This is a genomic window from Streptomyces sp. ADI95-17 (assembly GCF_003846175.1).
Taxonomy (GTDB): Bacteria; Actinomycetota; Actinomycetes; order Streptomycetales; family Streptomycetaceae; genus Streptomyces; species Streptomyces sanglieri.
This window is the reverse complement of the sequence record NZ_ML123050.1, coordinates 641,529-667,039: the sequence shown is the minus strand read 5'-3', so window position 1 is coordinate 667,039 and position 25,511 is coordinate 641,529. Positions and strand designations below refer to the sequence as shown.

At 71.7% G+C, this 25,511-nt stretch carries 21 protein-coding genes; 15 read left to right on the top strand and 6 right to left on the bottom strand.

What is annotated here, in order from left to right; all coding sequences use genetic code 11:
• The first annotated feature begins 58 nt into the window (after positions 1-58).
• From EES42_RS33765 to EES42_RS33740, 6 genes are all read left to right on the top strand, one after another.
• Positions 59-625, top strand: a complete 567-nt coding sequence (locus EES42_RS33765) for a 2Fe-2S iron-sulfur cluster-binding protein (protein WP_241196758.1) — start codon at positions 59-61, stop codon at positions 623-625.
• On the top strand, positions 622-1,608 hold the full coding sequence (locus EES42_RS33760; protein WP_124722006.1) for an FAD binding domain-containing protein: 987 nt from the start codon (positions 622-624) through the stop codon (positions 1,606-1,608). Before EES42_RS33765 ends, EES42_RS33760 begins: the two co-directional genes overlap by 4 nt.
• Before the next feature lie 67 nt (positions 1,609-1,675).
• A complete protein-coding gene (locus EES42_RS33755; protein WP_124722005.1) occupies positions 1,676-3,775 on the top strand; it encodes a xanthine dehydrogenase family protein molybdopterin-binding subunit in 2,100 nt (699 codons plus the stop codon).
• Positions 3,776-3,948: 173 nt separating this feature from the next.
• A complete protein-coding gene (locus EES42_RS33750; RefSeq protein WP_124722004.1) occupies positions 3,949-4,446 on the top strand; it encodes an ATP-binding protein in 498 nt (165 codons plus the stop codon).
• 177 nt (positions 4,447-4,623) lie between these two features.
• Positions 4,624-6,042, top strand: coding sequence for an NADP-dependent succinic semialdehyde dehydrogenase (locus EES42_RS33745; protein WP_124722003.1), 1,419 nt, complete (start codon positions 4,624-4,626; stop codon positions 6,040-6,042).
• A gap of 40 nt (positions 6,043-6,082) precedes the next feature.
• Positions 6,083-8,479, top strand: coding sequence for a phosphoketolase family protein (locus tag EES42_RS33740; protein WP_124722002.1), 2,397 nt, complete (start codon positions 6,083-6,085; stop codon positions 8,477-8,479).
• 26 nt (positions 8,480-8,505) lie between these two features.
• On the opposite strand, the gene EES42_RS33735 is transcribed toward EES42_RS33740, so the two are convergent.
• Both EES42_RS33735 and EES42_RS33730 read right to left on the bottom strand, forming a co-directional pair.
• Entirely contained in the window at positions 8,506-8,829 is a 324-nt protein-coding gene (locus EES42_RS33735) for a plasmid stabilization protein (RefSeq protein WP_124722001.1), read from the bottom strand.
• Positions 8,830-8,963: 134 nt separating this feature from the next.
• Positions 8,964-10,079 carry a baeRF3 domain-containing protein gene (locus tag EES42_RS33730; protein ID WP_124722000.1) on the bottom strand — a complete coding sequence of 372 codons (1,116 nt, stop codon included), beginning with the start codon at positions 10,077-10,079 and terminating at the stop codon, positions 8,964-8,966.
• A gap of 193 nt (positions 10,080-10,272) precedes the next feature.
• Here EES42_RS33730 and glsA point away from each other — a divergent pair, with 193 nt between their 5' ends.
• On the top strand, positions 10,273-11,622 hold the full coding sequence (glsA, locus tag EES42_RS33725; protein ID WP_124722228.1) for a glutaminase A: 1,350 nt from the start codon (positions 10,273-10,275) through the stop codon (positions 11,620-11,622).
• 51 nt (positions 11,623-11,673) lie between these two features.
• Here glsA and EES42_RS33720 read toward each other — a convergent pair whose 3' ends face one another.
• Positions 11,674-12,498 (bottom strand): endonuclease I family protein, encoded by an 825-nt coding sequence (locus EES42_RS33720; protein ID WP_124721999.1) that lies wholly within the window; start codon positions 12,496-12,498, stop codon positions 11,674-11,676.
• Positions 12,499-12,751: 253 nt separating this feature from the next.
• On the opposite strand from EES42_RS33720, the gene EES42_RS33715 reads away from it, so the two are divergent.
• From EES42_RS33715 to EES42_RS33695, 5 genes are all read left to right on the top strand, one after another.
• Positions 12,752-12,952, top strand: a complete 201-nt coding sequence (locus EES42_RS33715) for a hypothetical protein (RefSeq protein ID WP_124721998.1) — start codon at positions 12,752-12,754, stop codon at positions 12,950-12,952.
• An 81-nt stretch (positions 12,953-13,033) separates the two neighbouring features.
• On the top strand, positions 13,034-14,191 hold the full coding sequence (locus EES42_RS33710; RefSeq protein WP_124721997.1) for a methyltransferase: 1,158 nt from the start codon (positions 13,034-13,036) through the stop codon (positions 14,189-14,191).
• 102 nt (positions 14,192-14,293) lie between these two features.
• The gene (locus EES42_RS33705; RefSeq protein WP_124721996.1) at positions 14,294-15,484 is read left to right on the top strand and encodes an acyl-CoA dehydrogenase family protein; all 1,191 of its coding nucleotides are present in this window, start codon (positions 14,294-14,296) and stop codon (positions 15,482-15,484) included.
• A 314-nt stretch (positions 15,485-15,798) separates the two neighbouring features.
• Positions 15,799-16,608 (top strand): hypothetical protein, encoded by an 810-nt coding sequence (locus EES42_RS33700; RefSeq protein ID WP_241196757.1) that lies wholly within the window; start codon positions 15,799-15,801, stop codon positions 16,606-16,608.
• 122 nt (positions 16,609-16,730) lie between these two features.
• Positions 16,731-18,437 (top strand): hypothetical protein, encoded by a 1,707-nt coding sequence (locus tag EES42_RS33695; RefSeq protein WP_124721995.1) that lies wholly within the window; start codon positions 16,731-16,733, stop codon positions 18,435-18,437.
• Between the two features lie 191 nt (positions 18,438-18,628).
• On the opposite strand, the gene EES42_RS33690 is transcribed toward EES42_RS33695, so the two are convergent.
• From EES42_RS33690 to EES42_RS33680, 3 genes are all read right to left on the bottom strand, one after another.
• A complete protein-coding gene (locus EES42_RS33690; RefSeq protein WP_124721994.1) occupies positions 18,629-19,030 on the bottom strand; it encodes a PPOX class F420-dependent oxidoreductase in 402 nt (133 codons plus the stop codon).
• Positions 19,031-19,154: 124 nt separating this feature from the next.
• On the bottom strand, positions 19,155-19,928 hold the full coding sequence (locus EES42_RS33685; protein WP_124722226.1) for a hypothetical protein: 774 nt from the start codon (positions 19,926-19,928) through the stop codon (positions 19,155-19,157).
• 440 nt (positions 19,929-20,368) lie between these two features.
• Complete coding sequence (locus EES42_RS33680) at positions 20,369-20,572, bottom strand: glutamate-cysteine ligase family protein (RefSeq protein ID WP_124721993.1); 204 nt, start codon at positions 20,570-20,572, stop codon at positions 20,369-20,371.
• Positions 20,573-20,746: 174 nt separating this feature from the next.
• Between EES42_RS33680 and EES42_RS33675 the strand changes: the two genes are divergently transcribed.
• Genes EES42_RS33675 through EES42_RS33665 form a run of 3 tightly spaced genes read left to right on the top strand, consistent with a single transcriptional unit; the run spans position 20,747 to position 25,509 of the window.
• A complete protein-coding gene (locus EES42_RS33675) occupies positions 20,747-21,634 on the top strand; it encodes an oxygenase MpaB family protein (RefSeq protein ID WP_124721992.1) in 888 nt (295 codons plus the stop codon).
• A 35-nt stretch (positions 21,635-21,669) separates the two neighbouring features.
• Positions 21,670-23,913 carry a serine/threonine-protein kinase gene (locus tag EES42_RS33670; protein ID WP_124721991.1) on the top strand — a complete coding sequence of 748 codons (2,244 nt, stop codon included), beginning with the start codon at positions 21,670-21,672 and terminating at the stop codon, positions 23,911-23,913.
• Between the two features lie 51 nt (positions 23,914-23,964).
• On the top strand, positions 23,965-25,509 hold the full coding sequence (locus EES42_RS33665; RefSeq protein WP_124721990.1) for a phytoene desaturase family protein: 1,545 nt from the start codon (positions 23,965-23,967) through the stop codon (positions 25,507-25,509).
• Positions 25,510-25,511: the final 2 nt, after the last annotated feature.

The following is a 25,511-nucleotide window of genomic DNA, read 5'->3' as shown; positions in this document are numbered from 1 at the left end:
AGCCCTCCCGCGTCTGGTAGAAAACGGACAAAAGCCCACCTCTGAAAGGTGCGAGTGCGTGGACCCCTCTCGCGGGCGGGACGACGGTGCGCAACAGCCGGGAGCAACCGGTGACCGTTCCACCCTGACACTGCAGATCAACGGAACCGAGCGGACGCTCACGCTCGATCACCGCACCACCGTCCTGGACGCCCTGCGCGAGCACCTCGGTCTCACCGGTGCGAAGAAGGGCTGCGACCACGGACAGTGCGGGGCGTGCACCGTCATCGTCGACGGCCGGCGCGCCAACAGCTGCCTGCTGCTCGCCGTCGCCCACGACGGCGCCGCCATCACCACCGTCGAGGGCCTCGCCGACGGCGAGAGGCTCCACCCGCTCCAGGAAGCCTTCCTGGACCGCGACGCCCTGCAGTGCGGTTACTGCACCCCCGGCCAGATCTGCTCGGCCGTCGGCATGCTCGGCGAGGCGGCGGACGGCTTCCCGTCCCACGCCACCGCCCGCAAGGCGCCCGCATCGGCCCCGGCGCCGCTCGACGCCGACGAGATCCGCGAGCGGATGAGCGGCAACCTGTGCCGCTGCGGCGCCTACCCCCGCATCGTCGAGGCGATCGAGGACGTGGCGCTGTGAAACCATTCGGCTATCTCCGCGCCCGGTCCGCCGAGGAAGCGGTACGCGAACACGCCGCGCACCCCGGCGCCCTGTTCCTCGGCGGCGGCACCAACCTCGTCGACCTGATGAAGCTCGGCGTGGCGGCCCCGGACCGGCTCATCGACATCAGCAGATTGCCGCTGGACCACGTGGCCGACACCGAGGACGGCGGCCTGCGGATCGGCGCGACCGTACGCAACAGCGCCCTGGCCGCCCATCACTCGGTACGCACCCGCTACCCCGCCCTGTCCCAGGCGCTGCTGTCCGGCGCCTCCGGGCAGCTCCGCAACACCGCCACGACCGGTGGGAACCTGCTGCAACGCACCCGGTGCGCGTACTTCCAGGACACCTCCAAGCCGTGCAACAAACGGCAACCCGGCACCGGCTGCCCCGCCCTCGACAGCGCGCAGCGCGACCTCGCCGTGCTCGGCCACTCCACGCACTGCGTCGCCACCCACCCGTCCGACATGGCCGTCGCCCTGTCCGCCCTCGACGCCACCGTCCACCTGCACGGACCGGACGGCGGGCGGACCGTGCCCGCCACCGGATTCCACCGCCTGCCGGGCGACACCCCCGACCGGGACACCGAGATCCGGCCGGGCGAACTCATCACCGAGCTGGTCCTGCCACCACGCCCGGAAGGCGCCGCCTCCCTCTACCGCAAGGCCCGCGACCGCGCCTCCTTCGCCTTCGCCCTCGCGTCCGTCGCCGCCGTACTGAGCGTCCGGGGCGGTCGGATCGAGCACGCCGCGCTGGCCTTCGGCGGCCTCGCCCACCGGCCCTGGCGCGCCCGGACCGCCGAGGACCTGCTCCGGGGCGCACCGGCCACCGAGGAGACCTTCGAACGGGCGGTGGACGCCGAACTCGCCGCGGCCCGTCCGCTGCGCGAGAACGCCTTCAAGGTGGGCCTCGCCCGCAATCTGGCCGTCGACGCGCTCGCCGAACTCGCCGCCGACAGCTGAGCGACCCGCCGCCCGCCGACAGCTGAGCAACCGCACCAACGCCGCCCCCCGCCGTGAGGACCCCGTCATGAGCCAGGCCCCGTCACCACTGGGCACCCCCGTCGTCCGCCGCGAGGGCCGGGACAAGGTCACCGGCACCGCCCGCTACGCCGCCGAGCACACCCCGCCGGGGTGCCTGTACGGCCGGCCCGTCCCCGCCACGATCGCCCGCGGCCGCGTCGACGCCGTCCACGCGGACGAGGTACTGGCCCTGCCGGGCGTGCACGCCGTGCTCACCCACCACAACGCGCCCCGGCTGAAGGAGCCCGACGACCCGATCCTCGCCGTCCTCCAGAACGGCCGGGTGCCGCACCGGGGCTGGCCCGTCGCGCTCGTGGTGGCCGACACCCCGGAGGGCGCCCGCGCCGGGGCCGAGGCGCTGCGGATCACGTACGAGACCGACGGGCACGACGTCCTGCTGACCGAGGACCACCCCGGTCTGTACACCCCGGAGATCGTCAACGGCGGCTACCCCGCCGTCCGGGAACGCGGCGACACCGACCGGGCCTTCGTCACGGCACCCGTACAGGTCGACGCCACCTACTCCGTCGGCGCCCTGCACAACCACCCCATGGAGCCGCACGCCACGACGGCGCGGTGGGACGACGACGGACATCTGACCGTCCACGACTCCAGCCAGGGCTCCACCACGGTCCGCGACAGCCTCGCCACCGCCTTCGGACTGAGGCCGCAGCAGATCACGGCCGTCTCCGAGCACGTCGGCGGCGGCTTCGGATCCAAGGGCACCCCGCGCCCGCAGACCGTCCTGGCCGCCATGGCCGCCCGCCACACCGGCCGCCCCGTCAAGATCGCGCTGCCCCGCCGCCAGCTGGCCGCCGTGGTCGGCCATCGCGCCCCCACCATCCAGCACATCCGGCTCGGCGCCGAACTCGACGGCACCCTCACCGCGATCGACCACGAGATCATCACCCACACCTCCACCATCAAGGAGTTCGTGGAGCAGGCGGCCGTCCCGACCCGGATCATGTACGGCTCCACCACCAGCCGCACCGCCCACCAGGTGGTCGCCCTGGACGTGCCGAGCCCCTCCTGGATGCGCGCACCGGGCGAGGCCCCGGGCATGTACGCGCTCGAATCGGCGATGGACGAACTCGCCTCGGCCCTCGGCATGGACCCCGTCGAACTGCGCATCCGCAACGATCCGGGCATCGAACCGGACTCCGGGCGCGCGTTCAGCAGCCGCGGGCTGGCCGCCTGCCTGGAGAAGGGCGCCGCGCGCTTCGGCTGGTACGACCGCGATCCGCGCCCCGCGAGCCGGGAGGAGGGGCCGCTGCTGCTCGGCACGGGCGTCGCCGCCGCCACCTACCCCGTCTACATCGCCGCCTCCAGCGCCTCGGCGCACGCGGCCGCCGACGGCTCGTACCGCATCCGGGTCAACGCCACCGACATCGGCACCGGCGCCCGCACCGTGCTCGCGCAGATCGCCGCCGACGTCCTGGCCACCCCCGTGGACAACGTCCGGATCGACATCGGCAGCAGCGAACTGCCCGACGCCCCACTGGCGGGCGGATCGTCCGGCACCGCCTCCTGGGGCTGGTCCGTGCACAAGGCGTGCACCCTGCTGCTGCGGCAGTTGCGTGAGCGCACCGGCCCGGTCCCCGCCGATGGGCTCACCGTCACCGCCGACACCCAGCAGGAGACCGCCGGACAGTCCCCGTACGCACGCCACGCGTTCGGCGCACACTTCGCCGAAGTCGCCGTGCACTCACGGACGGGAGAGGTGCGGCTGCGCCGGATGCTCGGCGTCTTCGCCGCCGGACGCATCCTCAACTCCCGCACGGCGCGCTCCCAGTTCATCGGCGGCATGACCATGGGGATCGGCATGGCGCTGACCGAGTCCTCCACCATGGACCCCGTCTTCGGGGACTACACCGAGAACGATCTCGCCTCCTACCATGTGCCGGCCTGCGCCGACGTGCAGGAGATCGAGGCGCACTGGATCGACGAGGAGGATCCGCACCTCAACCCGATGGGCAGCAAGGGCATCGGCGAGATCGGCATCGTCGGCGCCGCGGCGGCCGTCGGCAACGCCGTCCGGCACGCCACCGGCATCAGGCTCCGCAGCCTTCCGCTCACCCCGGACACCCTGCTGCCGTACCTCCTGTGACCCGGGCGGCCCCCTGAGCCGCGGCCGACCGGGTGTTCCTTGTGTTGCGGGACCGCCTCCGCCGGTCCACTCTGAGGAGTGACCCAGAAGTGACATCTGCTCACACTTCGTGTTCGGGGGTCGTTGGTTCAACGGGGCGAAGTCAGTGGGCCTCGATGTGAGGAGCCTCGACGATGACCGTTCCACTCGACCGGCACTACCTGGTCGAACTCCAGGTTTCGGCAGAGCGTGTGACCCAGCTGCGACGAATAATCGCGGCACACCTCCGCCACTGGAGTCTCGAACTCCATATCCGGCCGGTATGCCGTGGTGTGGAGGAGCTGCTGACCAATGTCCACCGGCATGTCGGTGACGACAACAACTGCGTCGTCGAACTCCGCTGGTCCGGGCGGCACCTCACGGTCTCCGTCGCCGACAACGGCTCCGAGATGCCGCGGCTGCTCAGCAACGGCGGCGGTGGCCTGAGCCGGGTCATGGCCCTGAGCGACAGCTGGGGCACCTGCCGCACGGCCGAGGGCAAGGTCGTCTGGTTCACCCGGTACGCCAAGGAGCCGTACAGCGTCGACCCGGTGCGGCTGCCGCCGCTGCCCGGTGTGCGCGAGTTCCGGCGCCCGCCCGTCGAGGCCGCCGCCCCCGTGCCCACGACCGCATCCGACCCCGCTCTCGTCTGAACCGGGCCACCGGGACGGCACCGCCGCCGGCCGCACCCGCTGGACGATCCCCCGGCGCGGACGACGTGCACACCGCACGCACGGACCGCGCCGGCCGGGTGTCCGCCCGGCGGGCCGCGTTGCGGCGCGGCGTACGGCACGGCACGGTCGAAGGACCGAGGCAAGGAGGACACGGCCATGCCCATCGCGACGGTCAATCCCGCGAACGGCGAAACCCTCAGAAGATTCGAAGCGCTCGACGACGCGGGGATCGAGCAGCGGCTCGACGCCGCCGCCACCGCGTACGGGCAGTACCGCACCACCGGGTTCACCGAACGTGCCCGGCTGCTGAACCAGGCCGCCGGGCTGCTCGACGAGGACCAGCAGGACATCGCGCGCACCATGACCACCGAAATGGGCAAACCCGTCAAGGCGGCCCGCGCGGAGGCCGCCAAATGTGCCAAGGCGATGCGCTGGTACGCGGCGCACGCGGAGGAGCTCCTCGCCGACCAGCACCCGTCCCCGGCCGACGTGGCGGACTCCGGCGCCTCGCGTGCCTACGTCCACTACCGCCCGCTCGGCCCCGTGCTCGCCGTGATGCCGTGGAACTTCCCGCTCTGGCAGGTCGTACGGTTCGCCGCCCCGGCCCTCATGGCGGGCAACGTCGGCCTGCTCAAGCACGCCTCCAACGTCCCGCAGACGGCGATGTATCTGGAGGGCCTGTTCCGCCGGGCCGGATTCCCGGCGGGCTGCTTCCAGAGCCTGCTGGTGGGATCGGGTGCGGTCGAGGCGATCCTGCGTGACCGCCGGGTCGCCGCGGCCACCCTCACCGGCAGCGAACCGGCCGGCCGCTCGGTCGCGTCGATCGCCGGCGACGAGGTGAAGCACACCGTCCTGGAACTGGGCGGCAGCGACCCGTACCTCGTCATGCGGTCCGCGGACGTCGCCAGGGCCGCCCGCACCGCCGTGACCGCACGGGTGCAGAACAACGGGCAGTCCTGCATCGCCGCCAAACGGTTCATCGTGCACACCGAGGTGTACGAGGAGTTCGCCGAACGGTTCACCGTGGGCATGAGCCACCTGACGGTCGGCGACCCCATGCAGGAATCCACCGAGGTCGGCCCCCTCGCCAGCGAACAGGGCCGTGCCGACCTGGAAGAGCTGGTGGACGACGCGGTACGGCAGGGTGCGCGGGCGCTGTGCGGAGGCGGCAGGCCCGACGGGCTCGCCCCGGAACTGGAGCGGGGCTGGTTCTACGCCCCCACGGTCCTCACCGGGATCACCCCCGCCATGCGCATCCACCACGAGGAGACCTTCGGCCCCGTCGCCTCCCTCTACCGCGTCGACGGTCTGGACGAAGCCGTGGCACTCGCCAACGACAGCCCCTTCGGCCTCAGCTCCAACGTATGGACCCGCGACGCGGACGAGGCACGCCGCTGCGTACGCGACCTGGAGGCGGGCGGTGTCTTCTTCAACGGCATGACGGCGTCCCATCCCGCACTGCCCTTCGGCGGTGTGAAGCGCTCCGGCTACGGACGCGAACTCGCCGGGCAGGGCATCCGCGCGTTCTGCAACGCGACCACGGTCTGGTACGGCCCCGAGCCCGTCGGACCCTAGGACCTGCCCAGCGCACTGAAGCCTCCCGTCTGGAGACACGATGAGCAACGCCCCCGGCCCGGCGGCCGCTTCCGGCCCCACCGGCCCGTCCGACGAGGAGGTCGCGGCACTCGACGCATACTGGCGGGCCGCCAACTACCTGACCGTCGGCCAGATCTATCTGATGGCCAACCCGCTCCTGACCCGGCCGCTGGCCCGGGAACACATCAAGCCCCGCCTGCTCGGCCACTGGGGCACCTCACCCGGACTGAACCTGGTCCACACCCACCTCAACCGCGTCATCAGCTCGCGCGGAGTCCAGGGACTCTGCGTCTGGGGCCCCGGCCACGGCGGACCCGCCGTCCTCGCCAACTCCTGGCTGGAGGGCAGCTATTCGGAGACGTACCCGGACGTCACCCGGGACGCCGAAGGCATGGGACTGCTGTTCAGACAGTTCTCCTTCCCCGGCGGGGTGCCCAGCCATGTGGCACCCGAGACACCCGGCTCCATCCACGAGGGCGGCGAACTCGGCTACGCCCTCACCCACGCCTACGGGGCCGCCCTGGACCACCCCGGGCTGATCGTCACCTGCGTCATCGGCGACGGCGAGGCCGAGACCGGACCGCTCGCCGCGTCCTGGCACTCCAACAAGTTCCTCGACCCGGTGCACGACGGGGCCGTCCTCCCGGTCCTCCATCTCAACGGCTACAAGATCGCCAACCCGACCGTGCTCGCCCGCCTCCCCGAGACGGAGCTCGACGCCCTGTTGCGCGGCTACGGCCACGACCCGCTGTACGTCGGCGGCGACGAGCCGATCGGCGTCCACCGGGCGATGGCCGCCGCGATGGACCTGGCCGTCGACCGGATCCGGGAACTCCAGGCGGCCGCCCGCACCGGCGGAGACACCCGCCGCCCGCACTGGCCGATGATCGTGCTGCGCACCCCCAAGGGCTGGACCGGCCCGGTCGAGGTCGACGGGGTGCCCGTCGAAGGCACCTGGCGCGCCCACCAGGTCCCGCTGCCCGGCGTCCGGGACGACCAGGAGCATCTGCGGCAGCTGGAGGAGTGGATGCGCTCCTACCGGCCCGAGGAACTCTTCGACGCGTCCGGACGGCCCACCCCCCAGGTGCTCGCCTGTGTACCCGAGGGCGACGCCCGGCTCGGCTCGACCCCGTACGCCAACGGCGGTCTGCTCCTGCGCGATCTGCCGATCCCGCCGCTGGACGACCACGCCGTCCGGGTCGACAGACCCGGCACCGTGCTGCACGAGCCGACCCGGGTGCTCGGCGGTCTGCTGGAGGCCGTCATGGCAGCCACCGCGGAGCGCCGCGACTTCCGCGTCGTGGGCCCCGACGAGACCGCCTCGAACCGGCTCGACGCCCTCTACGGCGCCACCGCCAAGGCCTGGCAGGAACGGACGCTGCCGACCGACGAGCACCTCGCCCGCGACGGACGCGTCATGGAAGTGCTCTCCGAGCACCTGTGCCAGGGCTGGCTGGAGGGCTACCTCCTCACCGGCCGGCACGGCCTCTTCTCCTGCTACGAGGCGTTCGCCCACATCGTCGACTCGATGGTCAACCAGCACATCAAATGGCTCAGGACCTCCCGCCGGCTGGCCTGGCGCCGTCCCATCGCCTCGCTCAACTACCTGCTCACCTCGCACGTCTGGCGCCAGGACCACAACGGCTTCTCCCACCAGGACCCGGGCTTCGTCGACCACATCCTCAACAAGAGTCCCGAGGTCGTACGGGTGTATCTGCCGCCGGACGCCAACACCCTGCTCTCCGTCGCCGACCACGCGCTGCGCAGCCGCGACTACGTCAATGTGATCGTGGCCGGCAAACAGCCGTCCTTCGACTGGCTCACCATCGACCAGGCCCGCGCGCACTGCGCCCGAGGCGCCGGTGTGTGGGAATGGGCGGGCACGGAGGACGGCAGCCGCGCACCCGACGTGGTGCTCGCCTGCGCCGGCGACGTACCCACGCTGGAGACACTGGCCGCCGCCGGCCTGCTCCGCACCCACCTGCCGGAACTGGCCGTACGCGTGGTCAACGTGGTCGACATGGCACGGCTGCTGCCCCGCGGGGAGCACCCGCACGGGATGCCGGACTCCGAGTACGACGCGGTGTTCACCAGGGACACCCCCGTGATCTTCGCGTACCACGGTTACCCCTGGCTGATCCACCGGCTCGCCTACCGGCGCGCGGGCCACGGGCAGCTGCATGTGCGGGGCTACAAGGAGGAGGGCACCACCACGACGCCCTTCGACATGGTGGTCCGCAACGACCTGGACCGTTACCGGCTGGTGATGGACGTCATCGACCGGGTGCCCGGCCTCGGCGTCCGCGCCGTGGCCGTGCGCCAGGCGATGGCGGACGCCCGCACCCGCCACCACGCCTGGATCCGCGAACACGGCACGGACCTGCCCGAGGTGGCCGACTGGACCTGGAGCGGCTGACACCGCCCCGTGCGCCCGGCGCGGGCTCAGCGGCCGACCGCGCGTGCCAGCTCGGCCTTCGTCATGTTCGACCGCCCGTGGATGTTCTTCTTCTTCGCCTCTTCGTAGAGCTGGTCGCGGGTCGGCCCCTCCGCTCCGCTGTGGGAGCGCAGACCGCCGCGCCGCGAGGAGGACATGTCCTCGATGGAGGTGCGGCTCGCCGTCCTCGAGTCACCGGCGCGGGCGCGTGCCTTGTTGACCGTACGGGCCGCGATCTCCTCGGCGCGTTCCTCGCTCACCCCGCGCTCCTGCGCGCTCTCCTTGATGTGCTCGTACTGCCGTTCCCGCTTGGCATTGGATCCGCGTGGCATGGTGCGGTCACCTTTCTCTCCGGGACCTGCGCCGGGGCCCGGCGGGCCCCTCCCCAGTCTCCCAGCGACGCCCCGGGCCCGCATGCCTGGGACATGCGGGCCCGGGGGAGGGGTACGGCGTCGCGCCGGTCCGTTCAGTAGCGCAGGGCCGCCGCGATCCGTCCGTGCTCGGCGAGCGAGCCGTCCGGCAGGAAGACCACGTCGGCGCCGCTGTCCAGGGCCGCCTCGACGAGCTCGTCCACGATGTCCTCGCGGACCGTGCCGTCCGTGAGGTCCACGGTCCCGCCGGTCACCGGCTCCAGGTGCCCGTCCGTCACCCGGACCGTCTGCTGGAAGTGCTCCTCCACCGCGACCAGTCCGGCACGGCCCTCCCGTACGGCCGCCCACACCTCGTCCAGACCGCCGGCGAAGGCACGACGGCCACGGGCCTCGTCCAGCCTGCCGTCGATCTCCGCGGCGAACCGCTGCTGCCGTTCGTCGAGTGCCGGACGCAGCTCCTTGAGCAGCTCGCTCGGTGACATGTCGGCAGGCACACCCTTGGTGACCCGGCCGACGGCCGGCTTGGCGCTCTCCCCGACCTCGTCCAGCAGAGCGAGCGCGGGGGCGAGGCCCACCAGATAGAGCGGGCGGGGGTCCTCGGCCAGGACCGCGCGCAGCTTCTCGTCGACCGTGCGCAGGAAGTTGCGCGTCTCCTCGTCGCTGAAGGTGCTCGGGGTGTCGCCGACCCGCTCCTCGCGCTGCGGGTCCGACGGCTCCTGCGGAGCCGTCAGCGGGAACCCGCCGCCGGGCTCCTCGCGCAGGGCGTCCGCGGTGCCGCTCCACAGGACGGCCCGGTCGGCCGACACGGTGAGCGCCCAGAAGGGCTGGGCCTGTGCCTTCGCGGCGACCAGATTGCGGGTCAGATAGCTGTCGCTGAGCACCACTCGTGCGGGCACGGTGCGCGGAAGCTGCCAGATCTGGTGCTCGTCGGCGGTGACGAGGAGGACCAGGGCGTCCAGGGCCCGCCGGGGGTCCACCTCGGTGACCGCCCGGTCGAGTTGTTCCTTGAGCGCGGTCCGTGCCTCGCGGGTGACCGCGGGGTCCGCCTCCAGCCGCCGGACGGCCTCGGCCACCAGGTTGCGCAGCCGAACGGCGTCCTGGGAGTTGTCCGGAGCGCGGCGGTGCGTCGGCATGGTCAGGGACAGGGCCGGATAGGGCTTGACCGCCCGCAGTCCCTGCAACAGGCCGGCGGTCAGGGCATCCGTATCCATCGTTCTCTCCCAGGGGTTTCGGCAGGAATCCGCTCCCGAGCGGAGCGGGGGACTCGACAAGTCAATTCATACCTTTTGACCCTAATATGGGCGAGTTCTCCATTCTTTGTCCCTGGGAGGTGTGTGCGATGTCCACGACCTTCCGTATGTCCCCGGACGGTCCGGGGAGGGCGCACCTGACGGCCGGGGCCGGGTGAGCCCCGCCGCCGAGGCCGTCACCGACGCGCTGCGTGAACTGCACACCCGGTTCGCGGGGCTGCGGGACGGCCGGCTCGCCGACTACATCCCGCAGCTGGCGCGGACCGAGCCGGACGCGTTCGGGCTGGCGCTGATCAGCATGGACGGCCACCGCTACAGCGCGGGTGACGCCGGTACCCCGTTCACCATGCAGTCCGTGTCGAAGCCGTTCGTCTACGCGCTCGCCCTGTCCGTGCTGGGGCTCGACGAGGTGTGCCGCTGGGTCAGCGCCGAGCCCAGCGGGGAGGCGTACAACGCCATCAGCCTGGAACCGGACACCGGGCGGCCCGACAACGCCATGGTCAACGCGGGGGCCATCATCACCACCGCGCTGATCCCGGACACCGCCGACGCCCCGAGGTTCGAGCGCATCCTCGACTGTCTGAGCCGCTTCGCCGGCCGGCGGCTGGACGTGGACGAGCAGGTGTACGCCTCCGAGGCCGCCACCGGCGACCGCAACCGCGCCCTCGCCTATCTGATCCGCAGCACCGGGCCGCTGCCCGTGGACCCGGTGGCCGCGGTCGAGACGTACTTCAGGCAGTGTGCGGTACGGGTCACCGCGCTGGACCTGGCCGCGATGGCCGCCACCCTCGCGAACGGCGGCGTGAACCCGCTCACCGGCGACGTGGTGGTCCCGGAGCCGGTCGCCGCGCAGGTGCTGGCGGTGATGGCGACCTGTGGCATGTACGACGCCTCCGGCGAGTGGCTGCTGCGCGTCGGACTGCCGGCGAAGAGCGGTGTGTCCGGCGGGCTGATCGCCGCCGGCCCCGCACGGTTCGGCCTGGCCACGTACAGCCCCCGGCTGGACCCGAGCGGCACCTCGGTACGCGGGCGGGCCGCGCTCGGTGCCCTGTCGGAGAGGCTCGGCCTGCATCTGATGCACAATCCGGCGCTGGCCGCCTCCACCGTCACGCTCGTCGCCACCGCCGGTGATCTGCCCGCCGCCGGGGCCGCCCCGCAGGATCGCGCCCTGCGCGAACGGGTCGGGGTCGTGGCCGCCCAGGGGGCCATCGACTTCACCGCGGCCGAGCGGGTGCTGTACGCGCTGGACGAGTCGCGCACGCAGGGCGCCGGACCGGTCGTGCTGGACCTGGGGCAGGTGACCGGCGTCGACCGGGTGGCCCGGGCGATGCTGCGAGGCGGGCTCGGCCGGCTCGCGGCGGACGGAGCGCGTACCGCCGTCGCCGACCCGGCACGGCGGCTCGCGCTGCCCGGACCCGGACAGCGGGACGCACCGACGGTCCCGCGGTCCTTCGTCACCCGTGAACAGGCCGTGGCCTGGTGCACCGGCGGCCCGGCGGGCTGAGTACCCCGGCCGGTCCGGCGGACGCCCACCGGACCTCCGGAGCGGTCGGGTCTACCAGATGGACTCGACCCACTCGGGGTGATCGATGAACGGGTTCCGGTTGTGCTGGTACTGGTCGAATATGACGTCGTTGCGCCGCTTCTCGAAGGTGTCCGGCGGGTCCTCCTGGCTCCACGTCTTCAGCACCGACAGTCGGCCGATGTTCGGGGCGGAGCCGTTGTTCACCTTGTCGTTGGGCTCCAGGTCCGGGAAGGAGTCGTCGCCCTCGTAGCGCACCGCCATGTAGAGCAGCATGCGCGCGACATCGCCCTTGACCGCGTCGCGCGGCTCGAAGGAGTCGCTGTCGGTGTAGTTGCCCGGCGCGCCGCTGACCGCGCTGCCGCCGTTGTCGAAGTCCTTGTTGCCGCGGATCGAGTTGACGGTGACGTCCTCCGGGCGCAGGTGGTGGATGTCGGTGCCGGGGCCGGTGGCAGTGCCGAAGTCGCCGTGGGACTTGGCCCAGACGTGCTCGCGGTTCCAGTCGCCGACCGAGCCGCCGTTGGAGTTCTTGGACTGGGAGCGGCCGGTGTAGAGGAGGATCACGTTCGAGCTGTTGGCGGGGTCCTCGTCGGTGTCCTTGAGGGCTTCCCAGACCTGGCTGTAGGAGAGCTTGGTCTGGTCGCTGATGATCTCGTGCAGAGCACTCTTCAGCGCGGTCCCGCTCTTGCCGAGCGCGTCCTGGTAGTACGTGTCGTCGAGTACCCGCAGCGGTGACGCGGTGGTGGGCGCGGCCTCGGGCGTGGCGGCCGGAGCGGCGGCCGCGGTGCCGCCGAGTATCGCGAAGGCGGCAAGGGTCGCCAGCAGCGGGCGCCGGTAATGAAGGTGACGACGGGACATGTGGGGTGTCCTCTCCGGAAATGAGTGCGCCACGACACCGTCACAAGGTCGGGGGCGGCGCCGCGGCGGTCGTGTGTGGTACGTGGTACGCGGGAGCCTTCCACACGCACCGTGACCGTGGTGTGAACAGCGTGTACCTATCATGTGCAGGTCAAGTGATGGCGCGATCCCGATGCCGGGGGAGGTCCAGGAGGCCTCGGATGCGGCGGGCCGGGCGCGGGGCGAGAATGACCGAAAGGACCGAGGAGGCGGCATGAGCGACGAGCCCGAATCCGTATCCACATCTCGGGGAGTGACTCCCGACAGCCTCTTGCACACCGGCGGCAGTGATCATCCGTCGGCAGAGGACCTGGTGCTCGCCTCCGGGCGGGACCTGACTCCGAAGAATCTCCAGTGGGCGGAGCGCAGGCTCGCCCAGGAGGGCCGCTCGGCGATCGACAAGGTGCTGCCCTAGGTCCGGCGCTGCCTCGGATCCAGGGGGTCGGCGCGGGGAGTGTGTGGGCGCTCCCCGCGGCTCGGCTAGCCTGGGTGGACAATGAACCGTTTGACGACGTCAGGGGCCGGGTTCGAGCTCACCCGCCACCCCGAGGACCCGCGCGACCCGCTCCGTGCCTGGGACGCTGCCGATGAGTATCTGCTGCGGAGGCTGGAAGGGGCCGACGGGGCGGATCCGGTCGATCTGTCGGGTGCCGTGGTCGTGGTGGGCGACCGCTGGGGCGCGCTGAGCACCGTACTGGCGGGGCACCGGCCCGTACAGATCACCGACTCCTACCTGGCGCAGCGCGCGACCCTGGCGAACCTGGGCCGCAACGGCATGGACGCGGACGCGGTGCGCCTGCTCTCGGCCAGGGACACTCCGCCGGAACGCATCGACGTCCTGCTGGTACGTGTCCCGAAGAGCCTCGCGCTCCTGGAGGACCAGTTGCACCGGCTCGCGCCGGCCGTCCATCCCGGCACGGTCGTCATCGGCACCGGGATGGTCAAGGAGATCCACACCTCCACCCTCAAGCTCTTCGAGCGGATCATCGGTCCGACCCGCACCTCCCTCGCGGTCAAGAAGGCCCGGCTGATCTTCTGCACCCCCGGCGCCGGAACGCCCCGTACGCCCAGTCCCTGGCCGTACCGGTACGGCCTGCCCGACGGGCTCGGACCGGTCTCCGGCCGGACCGTCACCAACCACGCCGGGATCTTCTGCGCCGAGCGCCTCGACATCGGCACCCGGTTCTTCCTCGGCCACCTCCCCGCGCGCAGCGGCGCCGACCGGGTCGTCGACCTCGGCTGCGGGAACGGCGTCGTCGGGCTGTCCGCGGCGCTCGCCAACCCCGAGGCGACGGTCACCTTCGTCGACGAGTCGTACCAGGCGGTCGCCTCCGCCGAGGAGACCTTCAGGGCCAACACCGGACCGGACGCCAAGGCCGAGTTCGTCGTCGGCGACGGGCTGGCGGAACTGCCGCCCGCCAGCGTGGACCTGGTGCTCAACAACCCGCCGTTCCACTCCCACCAGGCCACCACCGACGCGACGGCCCGCACCATGTTCCAGGGGGCCCGCGACGCGCTGCGGCCCGGCGGCGAGCTGTGGGTGGTCGGCAACCGGCACCTCGGCTACCACACCCGGCTCCGCCGCATCTTCGGGAACTGCACCACGGTCGCGGGCGACCCGAAGTTCGTGGTCCTGCGGGCCGTCAGGCGCTGACCCCGCCGGAACCCGTCCCGGCCCTTCCGGATTCTTGCAACACGTTCTACTGTGTGCGCCGCCGCACACGGACGACGCGACCGCGAGACTCCCGGAGGGGCCGTGCACCTCGAATACACGCCTGAACAGCAGCAGTTGCGCGCCGAGCTGCGCGCCTACTTCGCCGAGCTGGTCCCCGACGACGCCTACGCGCGCTACGCCGCCCCCGCGGCCCAGAAGACCTTCTACCGGGAGACGATCCGCCGCCTGGGCACCGACGGCTGGCTCGGCGTCGGCTGGCCGGCGGAGTACGGCGGACGCGGACTGTCCCCGATGGAACAGTTCATCTTCTTCGACGAGGCCGCACAGGCGGGCGTACCGCTGCCGCTGATGGCCCTCAACACCGTCGGCCCGACGATCATGCGGTACGGCACCGACGAGCAGAAGGCGTACTTCCTGCCGAAGATCCTTTCCGGCGAGATCGACTTCGCGATCGGGTACAGCGAGCCCGACGCGGGCACCGACCTCGCCGCCCTCAAGACCCGGGCGGTGCGCGACGGCGACGAGGCCACCGGGCACTACACGGTCGACGGACAGAAGATCTGGACGACCAACGGCGACACCGCGGACTGGGTGTGGCTCGCCGTCCGCACCGACCCGGACGCGGCACCGCACAAGGGCATCACCATGCTGCTCGTCCCGACCACGGACCCCGGCTACTCCTGCACCCTGATCAACACCCTCGCCTCGCACGACACCACCGCCAGCTACTACGAGAACATCCGCGTCCCCGTCTCCCGCCGCGTCGGCGAGGAGAACCAGGGCTGGCGGCTCATCACCAACCAGCTCAACCACGAACGCGTCACCCTCGCCGCCCACGGCACGATGGCGATCCGCGCCCTCCACAACGTCCAGCGCTGGGCCGCGGACACCCGGCTCACCGACGGCCGCCGCGTGATCGACCTCGGCTGGGTCCGCGCCCTGCTGGCCCGCACCCACACCAGGCTCGACGCCATGAAACTCCTGAACTGGCAGATGGTCTCCGCGGTACAGAACGCCACCCTCACCCCGCAGGACGCCTCCGCCGTCAAGGTCTACGGCTCCGAGGCCCGCCGCGACGCCTATGCCTGGCTGATGGAGATCGTCGGCTCGGCGGGACCGCTCAAGGAAGGCTCGGCGGGCGCCGTGCTGCACGGTGAACTCGAACGCGGATACCGCTCCGCCGTCATCTTCACCTTCGGCGGCGGCAACAACGAGATCCAGCGGGAGATCATCTCGTGGATCGGGCTGGGGATGCCGCGCGTACGGCGGTGAGTCACCACGTGAAGAGGATTGCTGTCGTCCTTCAACTCCCGCCCTCAGGACGGCGGAACCGCGTTGCTGGACGAGCGGGCCGGGTTCACGGTGGTGGTGTATGTGCCGACCAGCGGGGGTGCCTTGCGGCCCTGCTGGAGGCGTCCGGGATGCCGCCCGCGACGGCGCATCTCATGAAGCAAGGCGGGGCTGTGGCGCGGATCGCACCGAGCGGTCCAGGGGGCCACTGCCCTCACCTGCCGAGAGAAGCCCAAAGCAGTCGCCACAGCTGATCAGCACGGAACCATCTGTCGGCGGGCAAGTCGCTCCCCCTGGTGTCCGTCGTCCTGGGCGACGGAAAGCAGGACGCCCCCACCCAGGTGGAGGTCTCCCGGCGGGACCGGCACGTGCTGGTGTTCAGCGGCGACCGGGCGACGGTGGAGGTCAAGGTCGTCAACCACGCGACGTACGCGACGCTTGAGGTCCCACGTACCCATGGCGCGTCCGTACTTTCCTCGCTCGCCGGACCTGTCCCTCGTATCGTGGCAGGCGGCACTGAGAACGGCCTGTCGGTGCCGTGTGCTTGGATCGCCGGCATGACGAAGGACGACGACATCCAGCAGATCCCGGAGGGCTCCGCCGAGTTGTGGATCGGGGCGGTGCCCTCCCTCGGGCCAGGTGGGCGTGATGTGTTTCTGGGGCTCGGTTCGCACGCCGACGAGCCCGGAGCCCGGCTGGCGCGGTTTCTTCTCGACCGGGGGCACGAGGGTGAGGAGGGCGTTTTCTATCTGTTGCCGGAGGACCTGGCCGCCCGCTACGAGCGGACCGGTGACCGGCTTGCGGTGACGCTCCTCGCCCGCCGGGACGTCCTCGCCCACAGCCTCCGGGCGTGCCCGGAGGAGGAGCGCGTACTGCCCGGAGCGCTGCCCTCCGATCCACTCGACGCCGACCGGGTCGTCCTGCTCCGCCGCGAGCTGACCACCGGCTTCGTCCCCGTCGAGCAGGGTGGGGAGTTCCAGCCGGTCCTCCTCGTCGACCACACCGCCGGTCCGGAAGCCGGGCCCGAGGAGCTGACCGCCCTGTTCGAGGAGGGCGAGGCGGGCATCGCCGTACTCAACGCGGAACTGCTGCCGGACCGGGCCTGACGCGGGGTCTTGTGGCCGTAGGCCGTCTTCTTCGGCCGGTGTCGCGTCACTCGGCGTAGAAGGCGGCGGGACCTCGCGAGGAAGAGGCAGCGGCGCGGGCGTGAAATGCACGAGGAGGAGCCATGAGCAGCAAGCGAAACCCACAGGTCCCAAAGCCCGGCAGAGGCGTACGGCGGCTGTGGCTGCTGCCCGACCCGGGTGGGGACGAGCCGTTCATCGACATCGGGAAGGACGGTCACGGGACGCTGAATGTGTGGGTCGCCCGGGACGGACGGCATGATCATTTCTGCTTCGCGCTGACCGCACAGCACATCGTCGCTGCGGAGCGCAGCGCGCTTCGGCGTTGGGCCGTCTTCGCCGTGCTCTTCGGTGAACTCGCTGTCTTTCACCCCGATGCCGCCCCGGCGCGTCCGCCGGGAGAATGCCGGCGGGTGATCGACACGATCCTCGGTGGCACCGATTCCGGGGTCGAGCAGTACTTGACCGTGACGAACAAGCGTTTTCTGGGCGGTCTTCGGGATTCACTGGCGTTGTTGTGCGAGGCTGATCTGACGCGGTCTCGGGACCGTGAGGCGTTCGAGAAGCGGCTGTGGTTCGGCGTCGAGTCGTTGATCATCAACGATGCGGAACGCGCCCGGCGTGCACAGGAGGCGGAAGACAGGGCAGCAGCCCGGGCGACCGCGGTGCGGCAAGCCTTCGAGCCGTACAACGACGCTCTTCTCATGGCCGAGCGCGACGATGCCGTGCAGCGTGCCATCGATCTGCTCGGCTCGAACCCGGTGATCAGCGAGTTCGAGGTCGGTGCACCCGCACACCACGACCGGTATCTGACGTTCGGCTCCGGCGGCGAGATCATGCTGCGGGACGGGGCGGTGACGGCGATCCTCTTCCATGTCCAGCCCACCGGGGCCGCGCCGCACGGCTTCACGGGGCTCAGCACCCTGATCCCCGGACTGAGCCGGGACGCCTCCAGAAGCCAGGTCGAGGAGGCACTCGGGGAGCCGGTCGTCGGACGCACGGGCCCGAACGCGACCTATCCCGTCGGGGACGGGTTCGTGAAATTCTTCTACGACGCGCGGGCCGAGAAGGACGCGCCGGGTCATCTGAAGCTCATCCAGATGACAGCGGAGGACACGTATGCCAAGACCGATCCTGCCGACCAGCGTTGCCCCGGCTGCGCGGGCATGTTGATCAGGACGACATCGGCGTCCGACGGCGTCGACGTGGGCGCAACGATCACAGCGTTGCATGACGGGGTCGCCGCCGGCCGTCTCCGCCAGGCGCACAAATGGGTGGCGCTGGACGACATGCTCCGCCTGCACGACTCCGGACTGATGGAACACGTCGAGGCGCAGCTGGGATGCACGATCTGCCACCGGCACATCTTCTTCGCGCTGCACCGCGACGCGGACCCGACCTTCGAGTACGTCTCGCTCAACGACGCCTGTCGCCGAACCCCGGAGCGGGTCCCGCCGGTGGAGCGGTGGGGCGATGCCGCCCGGATCGCGCGAGAAGCACAGCGCCCGGAACGGATCGCGACCGACGGCAGCACCTGGGTTCTGTTCTCCAAGGGCAAGCATCTCTTCATGAACGCGCGCTGCTGGTACAGCGCCGTGGAGGGGTCGAGGCTGATCCGCCTGGAGGCCGCCGAGGTGCGGCAGTACCAACGCGACGGTGAGGCCTATTTGTCCCGACTGCAGGAGACGATCAACCGCACCTGGACGAGCGACGACGATACGTGGCGCTCGCGCGACCTGACGCGGAGCGGGATGTCGGACGAGGAGGCCATCGAGGCGAGCCTGGCCGCAGAGCAGGAGCAACAGGAGTGAGCAGCCGGGGCATCACCACACCCGAGACGGCCGGCGTCGTCAGGGATCACCACGGTTCTCGGCCGACGCGGTGCCGCGTGGGCCCGACGAACGGCCGCGCACCCGCTGACCACCCGGCGGGGATGTGACCATGCCGCTTCGAGCCGGTGCCTGCGAGGTGCGTTCCGAACGTCGTGAGCGGCACCCGGTCGTCAGCCGCGCGGGCTGGTGATCCGTTCGGGTTCGATCACATAGATCACCCGGACCTGGTCCTTGCCACCGAACCACGGGTAGGGGCCGCCGAGATACTTCTGTGCGAGCGCCTCGATGTGGTCGACCGCGCCCTCGGTCGTCACCCGCACCACCCGGCCGCGGATCTGGACGTACGAGGCGGGTTCCGCGGGGTCGGAGACCACGACGGCCACCCGCGGGTCGCGCGCGATGTTCCGGGTCTTCTGATGGGACTCGACGCTGTTGATCAGGACATGCTCACCATCGGTGTCGACCCAGGTCTGGGTGAGCTGGGGCGAGCCGTCGGGCATCGTCGTGGCGATGTAGCAGGTGCTGGGGCGGCGCAGCAGCGCCACCACGTCCTCGCCGAGGGATACGGGCACGGGGTCTCCAGAGGTCGGTCCGGTGCGGTGCTGGGGCAACGGTAGTCACGGCAGTGGACCCCTGACGCTCCGCCCCCCCGCACGCCGTACCGCGTCGGCGGGCCGTTTCCGGCCCGCCGCGTGGTCACTTCACCGTGACGGCGTCGCCGGTGGCGACGACCTTCATGGTCGTGGTCGTCCCGAGGAAGGCCCAGCGCCAGCTGCCCGAGGCAGTGGCCTTCACCGTGGTCCGGAGGTGGCCCTTGCTGTCCGTGGTCGCCGTCTTCACGGTGCTGTACCTGCCGCCGGGCTTCTTGAACTGCAGCTTCACCACCTGCTTGGTGAACGCGTGGTACTTGAGGTCCGTCCAGTTGGCCCGCGACAGCTTCCCGGTGACGGTCAGCGTGCCGCCCTTCCTGACCGGCTCGGGCGTGGCGTCCGTGGTCAGGGTCGCGGCGCGCTTGACCTTGAACAGGGCGATGCGGTCGGAGATCCAGTAGCTGCTGTCGTTGGCCTTGACCGTGGCGTTGACCTGCCAGGTCCCCGCGACCGCGTTGGCGTCCCAGCCCTCGTTGCCCCTTCCGTAGTCGTCGATCCAGGTGGGGTCGATCCGCATCGTCGCGGTGCACACGGACGTCGTCGAGCTGGTCTTCCGGCACGTCGTACCGAGGTGGTCCACGGGCCCGTGACCACCCTTCGTGGTGAACGCGGACACATCGGTGACCCCCTTCACCCCCGAGTTGTCCTTGATGGTCATGGTGATCGGGAACTGCTTGGGGGCCTTGACCCCGACGATCACATTGTTCCCGCCGTTCACCACGGTCTTGACGACCCGGATGTCGCCCCGGCCCTCGGCATGCGCGGCCGGCGCCACCGTGATCCCGATTGCCACCGCCGCCAGCACGGAGGCCACCGGCATTCTTCTGTGCATGTCCCACCCCTGTTCTCCCCGCCCGACGGCAGGGAGGGACAGATTAACGATCACCTCGCGCGGGCCGCGCCGCGGGCCGCCAGCCGCCGCAGCAGCGCGACGACGGTCTCCCAGTCGCCGGTCGCCGGTCGCCGGTCTCCTCCGGAGCCGGGCCGATGTGGTGCAGCGGGGACAGCACCAGGCCGTCCGCCGGCGACAGCCGCCCCGTGCGCGGATCCGTGTGCTCGCCGCGCAGCCCGTCGCGCGCCGCCCGTAGCAGCTCGGCGGAGAGCTCGGGACCGGGGTCGCCCGCTCGACGGCGCGCAGGGCGGTGACGGTCAGCGCCGTGAGGTGCTGCTCGTACGCGTCGTAGGGGGGAGAAGTACGGCGGCGGTCCGGACACCGGCCACCGCTGCCACATCGTGTGGTGCCAGCCGACGTAGCCCGCGTCACGTCCGCAGGCGCCGCAACTCCCCGTGCAGTTCCCCGAAGGTGCCGCACGGCGGAGTCTTCGTCTCCACCTGGTACCGGCCCAGCTTCCGGGAGACCAGATCGCCCGGCTCCTCCGCGGCCTGCGCCGCCACCTCGTCCCCGTACGGGACGACTTCGCGGGTGCGGGGACCGACGAGGAAGCACTCCTCCTCCACGCCCATGAGCGGTACGGACGGGCGTAATCCGCTCGTATCGGCCAGGCAGGTCACCCTAGGAGGTACGTACGTGCACCGGGACGGGCCCTCCGGGCACCTCCGCACGAACCCCCTGGGAGATGTCGGTGCCCCCACGTATCCTTCGCGTACGTACGTCGCCCAGCGGGAGGTACGCACAGCATGGTGGACGCCGACCCGGGGCTCTTCGGGCCCGAATCCGTGACCTGGCAGATGCACGGCGACCCGATGATGTGGATCGCCGGGGTCCGGGCGCTCTACCTCCAGGCGCTGCACCCGCGCGCCGTGCGCGGCGTCATGCAGAACTCCGACTTCCGCAAGGACGCCTGGGGAAGGCTGATGCGCACGGCCGGCTTCGTCGGCACGATCACCTACGGCACCACCGAGGCCGCCGAGAAGGCCGGCGCCCGGGTCCGCAGGATTCACCGGCTCATCAAGGCCACCGACCCGGAAACCGGGGAGAGTTACGGCATCGACGAGCCCGGACTGCTGTTGTGGGTGCACTGCGCGGAGGTGGACTCCTACCTTCAGGTCGAGCGCCGCTCGGGCTTCCCGCTCACCGCCGCCCAGGCCGACCGCTACATCGACGAACACCGCCACAGCGCCCGCCTGGTCGGCCTCGACCCCGCGGACGTGCCGGCCACCACCGCACAGCTCGCCGCCTACTTCGAGGGCGTGAGGCCCCGGCTCGCCGCGTCCCCGGAGGCCCTGGACGTCGACGACTTCCTGCGCCGGCCCCCCGTCCACCCGCTGCTCGTACCGGCGCGGGCACTGCTGTGGCGGCGCGTCGCGGCACTCGCCTACCAGTCACTGCCCCCGTACGCCCACGAGCTCTACGGCAGACCCGTCGCACCGGTGCACATCGTCGACCGCCGCCTGCGCACCGCCGGAACCGCACTGCGCCGCATCCCCGCCCGGCTCCGCTGGCGACTCCCGCCCGGTCACATTCCGAACGCGATGGCCCGGCTCGGTCCCGGCAGCCGCCCCACCCCGTACAAACTGCGCAGCGGGGCCGCCATACTGGACGGGCCGGGGAGGGCGCAGCAGTAGACAGCAGGCAGAACAAACGGGGGCGACAGCAGGCGATGGCGGACACCAGGCTGATCCAGAGCCGGTACCGACTGCTCGATCTGATCGGGCGCGGAGGCATGGGTGAGGTGTGGCGCGCCCGCGACGAATCGCTCGGCCGTCATGTCGCCGTCAAATGCCTCAAGCCGATGGGGTCCCAGCACGACCAGTCCTTCACCCGCGTCCTGCGCGAACGCTTCCGCCGCGAGGCCCGGGTCGCCGCAGCACTCCAGCACCGGGGCGTCACCGTCGTCCACGACTTCGGCGAGCACGAGGGCGTCCTCTACCTGGTCATGGAACTCCTCGACGGGCGCAACCTCAGCCAGCTCCTGGAGGACAACAAGCAGCACCCGCTGCCGGTGCCCGACGTCGTCGACATCGCCGAACAGGTCGCCGACGCCCTCGGCTACACCCACCAGCAGGGCATCGTGCACCGCGACCTCAAACCCGCCAACATCATGCGGCTGGCCGACGGCACGGTGAAGATCTGCGACTTCGGCATCGCCCGGCTCGGCCACGACATCGGCTTCACCTCCCGTCTCACCGGCACCGGCATCGCCATGGGCACCCCGCACTACATGTCGCCCGAGCAGATCAGCGGCGGCCAGATCGACCACCGCAGCGACCTCTACTCACTGGGCTGCGTGCTGTACGAGATCGCCACCGGAGTTCCCCCGTTCGACCTCGACGACGCCTGGGCCGTCCTGGTCGGACACCGCGACACCCAGCCCCGGCCGCTGCGCACCCACCGGGCCGAACTCCCGGGCTTCTTCGACCGCGTCGTACTGGAACTGCTGGCCAAGACCCCCGAGGAGCGCCCCTTCGACGCGGGCGACCTCCGGCAGCGGATCGCCGTCGGCCGTACCGGCGAGCAGCCGCATCTGCCGCCCACCGGGCAGGTACCGCTCGCCCCGCCCGTTCCCGTCGTACGCCCGGGGCAGCAGCTGCCGGCCTGGACCCGTGGCATGACCGCCGGTCACAGGGCGACCGGCACCCAGCCCGGGCTCGCCCCGCCCGAGCACTGGGCCGGGCTCACCGGCGAGTGGACCACCGGCACCGATCTGCGCGGCCCGACCGGCGAACTGCCCCCGGTCAGGGCCGAGCGGCCCACCCCGTCGCCGGAACTGCTGTCGGTCCTCGCCAGCCGGCACAGCGCGGGCCTCAACCTGGGCCGCCTCGGCCACTGGGAGGAGGCCGGCGAAGTACACCGCGCGGTCGCCGCCGAACGGGAGCACGCCCTCGGCCCCGACCACCCCGACACGCTCGCCAGCCGGTACGAGATCGGCTTCACCCTCAGCCGCACCGGACGCGTCCAGGACGCCCTGCGGGAGTTCGACCGTGTCGCCCGGGGCCGCGAGCGCACCCTCGGCCCCGACCATCCGGAGACCCTGGCGGCCCGCCAGGAGACGGCGTACGTGCTGGGCCGGCTCGGCCGGCACTTCGAGGCCCATCAGGTGTACGCGACGGTTCTCGCCTCCCGGGAACGGTCGATGGGACCCGACCACCCCGACACCCTGCGCTGCCGCCACAACCTCGCCTTCAACCTCAGCCGTCTCGGCCGCCTGGAGGACTCGTACCGGATGGCCAGGGACGTCGCGTCGGACCGCAGCCGGCTGCTGGGCGCCGACCACCCCGACACCCTGGTCACGCTCTACGAGGTGGCGTACACCCTGGGCCGGCTGGGGCGCTGGACGGAGGCCCTGCAGGCGTACCTGGAAGTCGCCCAGGCCCGGTCGCGGTCGCTCGGCGCCGACCACCCCGACACGCTCTCCGCCCGCTACGAGGTCGGCATCAGCCTCGGCCGTCTCGGCCGCAGCGCGGAGGCCCTGGAGCTGTACCGCGCCCTCGTGGCGGACCGGACCAGGGTGGGCGGTTCCACCGACCCCGAGACGCTCCGCGCCCGCCACGGCCTCGGCGTCAACCTGGGGCGCCTCGCCCGCTGGGAGGAGGCGCTCGCCGAAGCGCGCGACGTGTGCGCGATCCGCGAACGCGTCCTGGGCCCCGACCACGCCGACACCCTCGTCAGCCGCCGCGAGGTCGCCGTCGGCCTCGGCTGGCTCGGCCGCTGGGCCGACGCCCTCACCGTCTACCGCACGGTCGCCGCGGCCCGTGACCGGCTCCTGGGCCCGGGTCACGCCGACGCCCTCGCCGCCCGCAACGACGAGGCACACTGCCTGGAACAGCTCGGCCGGGGAACGGAGGCCGTGGAGCTGTACCGACAGGTCGCGGCGTTGCGCGGCGGACAGCAGCCACCGCACTGACCGGGCACCACGGCCTCTGGCCGGCGCGGGCGCGCCGTGCTACGAAGGGGCATGCCCGCACCCGACAGCTATGACGCAGTGATCGTGGGCGGCGGCCACAACGGTCTGGTCGCCGCCGCCTACCTCGCCCGTGCCGGACAGTCCGTCCTGGTCCTGGAACGCCTGGCCACCACCGGGGGAGCGGCGGTCTCTACCCGCCCCTTCGACGGGGTCGACGCCCGCCTGTCGCGCTACTCGTACCTGGTGTCCCTGCTCCCGCGGAAGATCGTCCGCGAGCTCGGACTGGACTTCACGGTACGGAAGCGGACCGTCTCCTCGTACACCCCGACCGTGCGCGGCGGCCGCGCCACCGGACTGCTCGTCGGCGGGAGGGGCACCCGGGACTCCTTCGCCGCGCTCACCGGATCCGACCGCGAGTACCGGGCGTGGGAGCGGTTCTACGGCATGACCCGGCACGTCGCCGAACGCGTCTTCCCGACGCTCACCGAGCCGCTGCCCGGCCGCGACGCGCTGCGCGGGCGGATCGACGACCCGCAGGCCTGGCGGATGCTCTTCGAGGAGCCCATCGGCGTCGCCGTCGAGCAGAACTTCGCCGACGACCTGGTGCGCGGAGTCGTCCTCACCGACGCCCTGATCGGCACCTTCGCCGACGCGCACGATCCCTCGCTGCTCCAGAACCGCTGCTTCCTCTACCACGTCATCGGCGGCGCGACCGGTGACTGGGACGTCCCCGTCGGCGGGATGGGGGCGCTCACCGACGCCCTGGCGCGGGCCGCCCGCGAGGCCGGGGCGGAGATCCGGGTCGGGCACGAGGCGACCCGGGTCGAGACCGACGGAACACGCGCCGAGATCACCGTCCGCTCACTCGACTCCGAACACGTCGTCGCGGCCCGCAAGGTCCTGGTCAACGCCTCGCCGCAGGCGCTCGCCGCCCTCCTCGGGGACGAACCGCCCGCCCCGGCCGAGGGCGCGCAGCTGAAGGTGAACATGCTGCTCACCCGGCTGCCCCGGCTCCGCGACCGCTCCGTCGACCCGCGCGAGGCCTTCGCCGGGACGTTCCACATCGCCGAGGGGTACGGGCAGCTCGCAGACGCCTACCGGGACGCGGCGGCGGGGCGGCTGCCCGCCGCCCCGCCCTCCGAGATCTACTGCCACTCGCTGACCGACCCGTCGATCCTCGGCCCGGACCTGGCCGCCCGCGGCTGTCAGACCCTCACCCTCTTCGGCCTGCACACCCCCGCCCGGCTCTTCGCCGCCGACAACGCGACGACCCGCGCCGAACTGCTCGCCGCGACACTCGCCGAACTCGACGCGCACCTGGAGGAGCCGGTCACCGACTGCCTGGCCCGAGACGAGAACGGGGAGCCGTGCATCGAGGCGAAGACCCCGCTCGACCTGGAGCGGGACCTGCGGCTGCCCGGCGGCCACATCTTCCACCGCGACCTGGCCTTCCCGTACGCCACGGAGTCCACCGGCCGGTGGGGGGTGGAGACGGCGCACGCCAATGTGCTGCTGTGCGGGGCCGGTGCGGTGCGCGGCGGCGGGGTCAGCGGGGTGCCCGGCCACAACGCCGCGATGGCGGCGCTGGGCCGGTGACC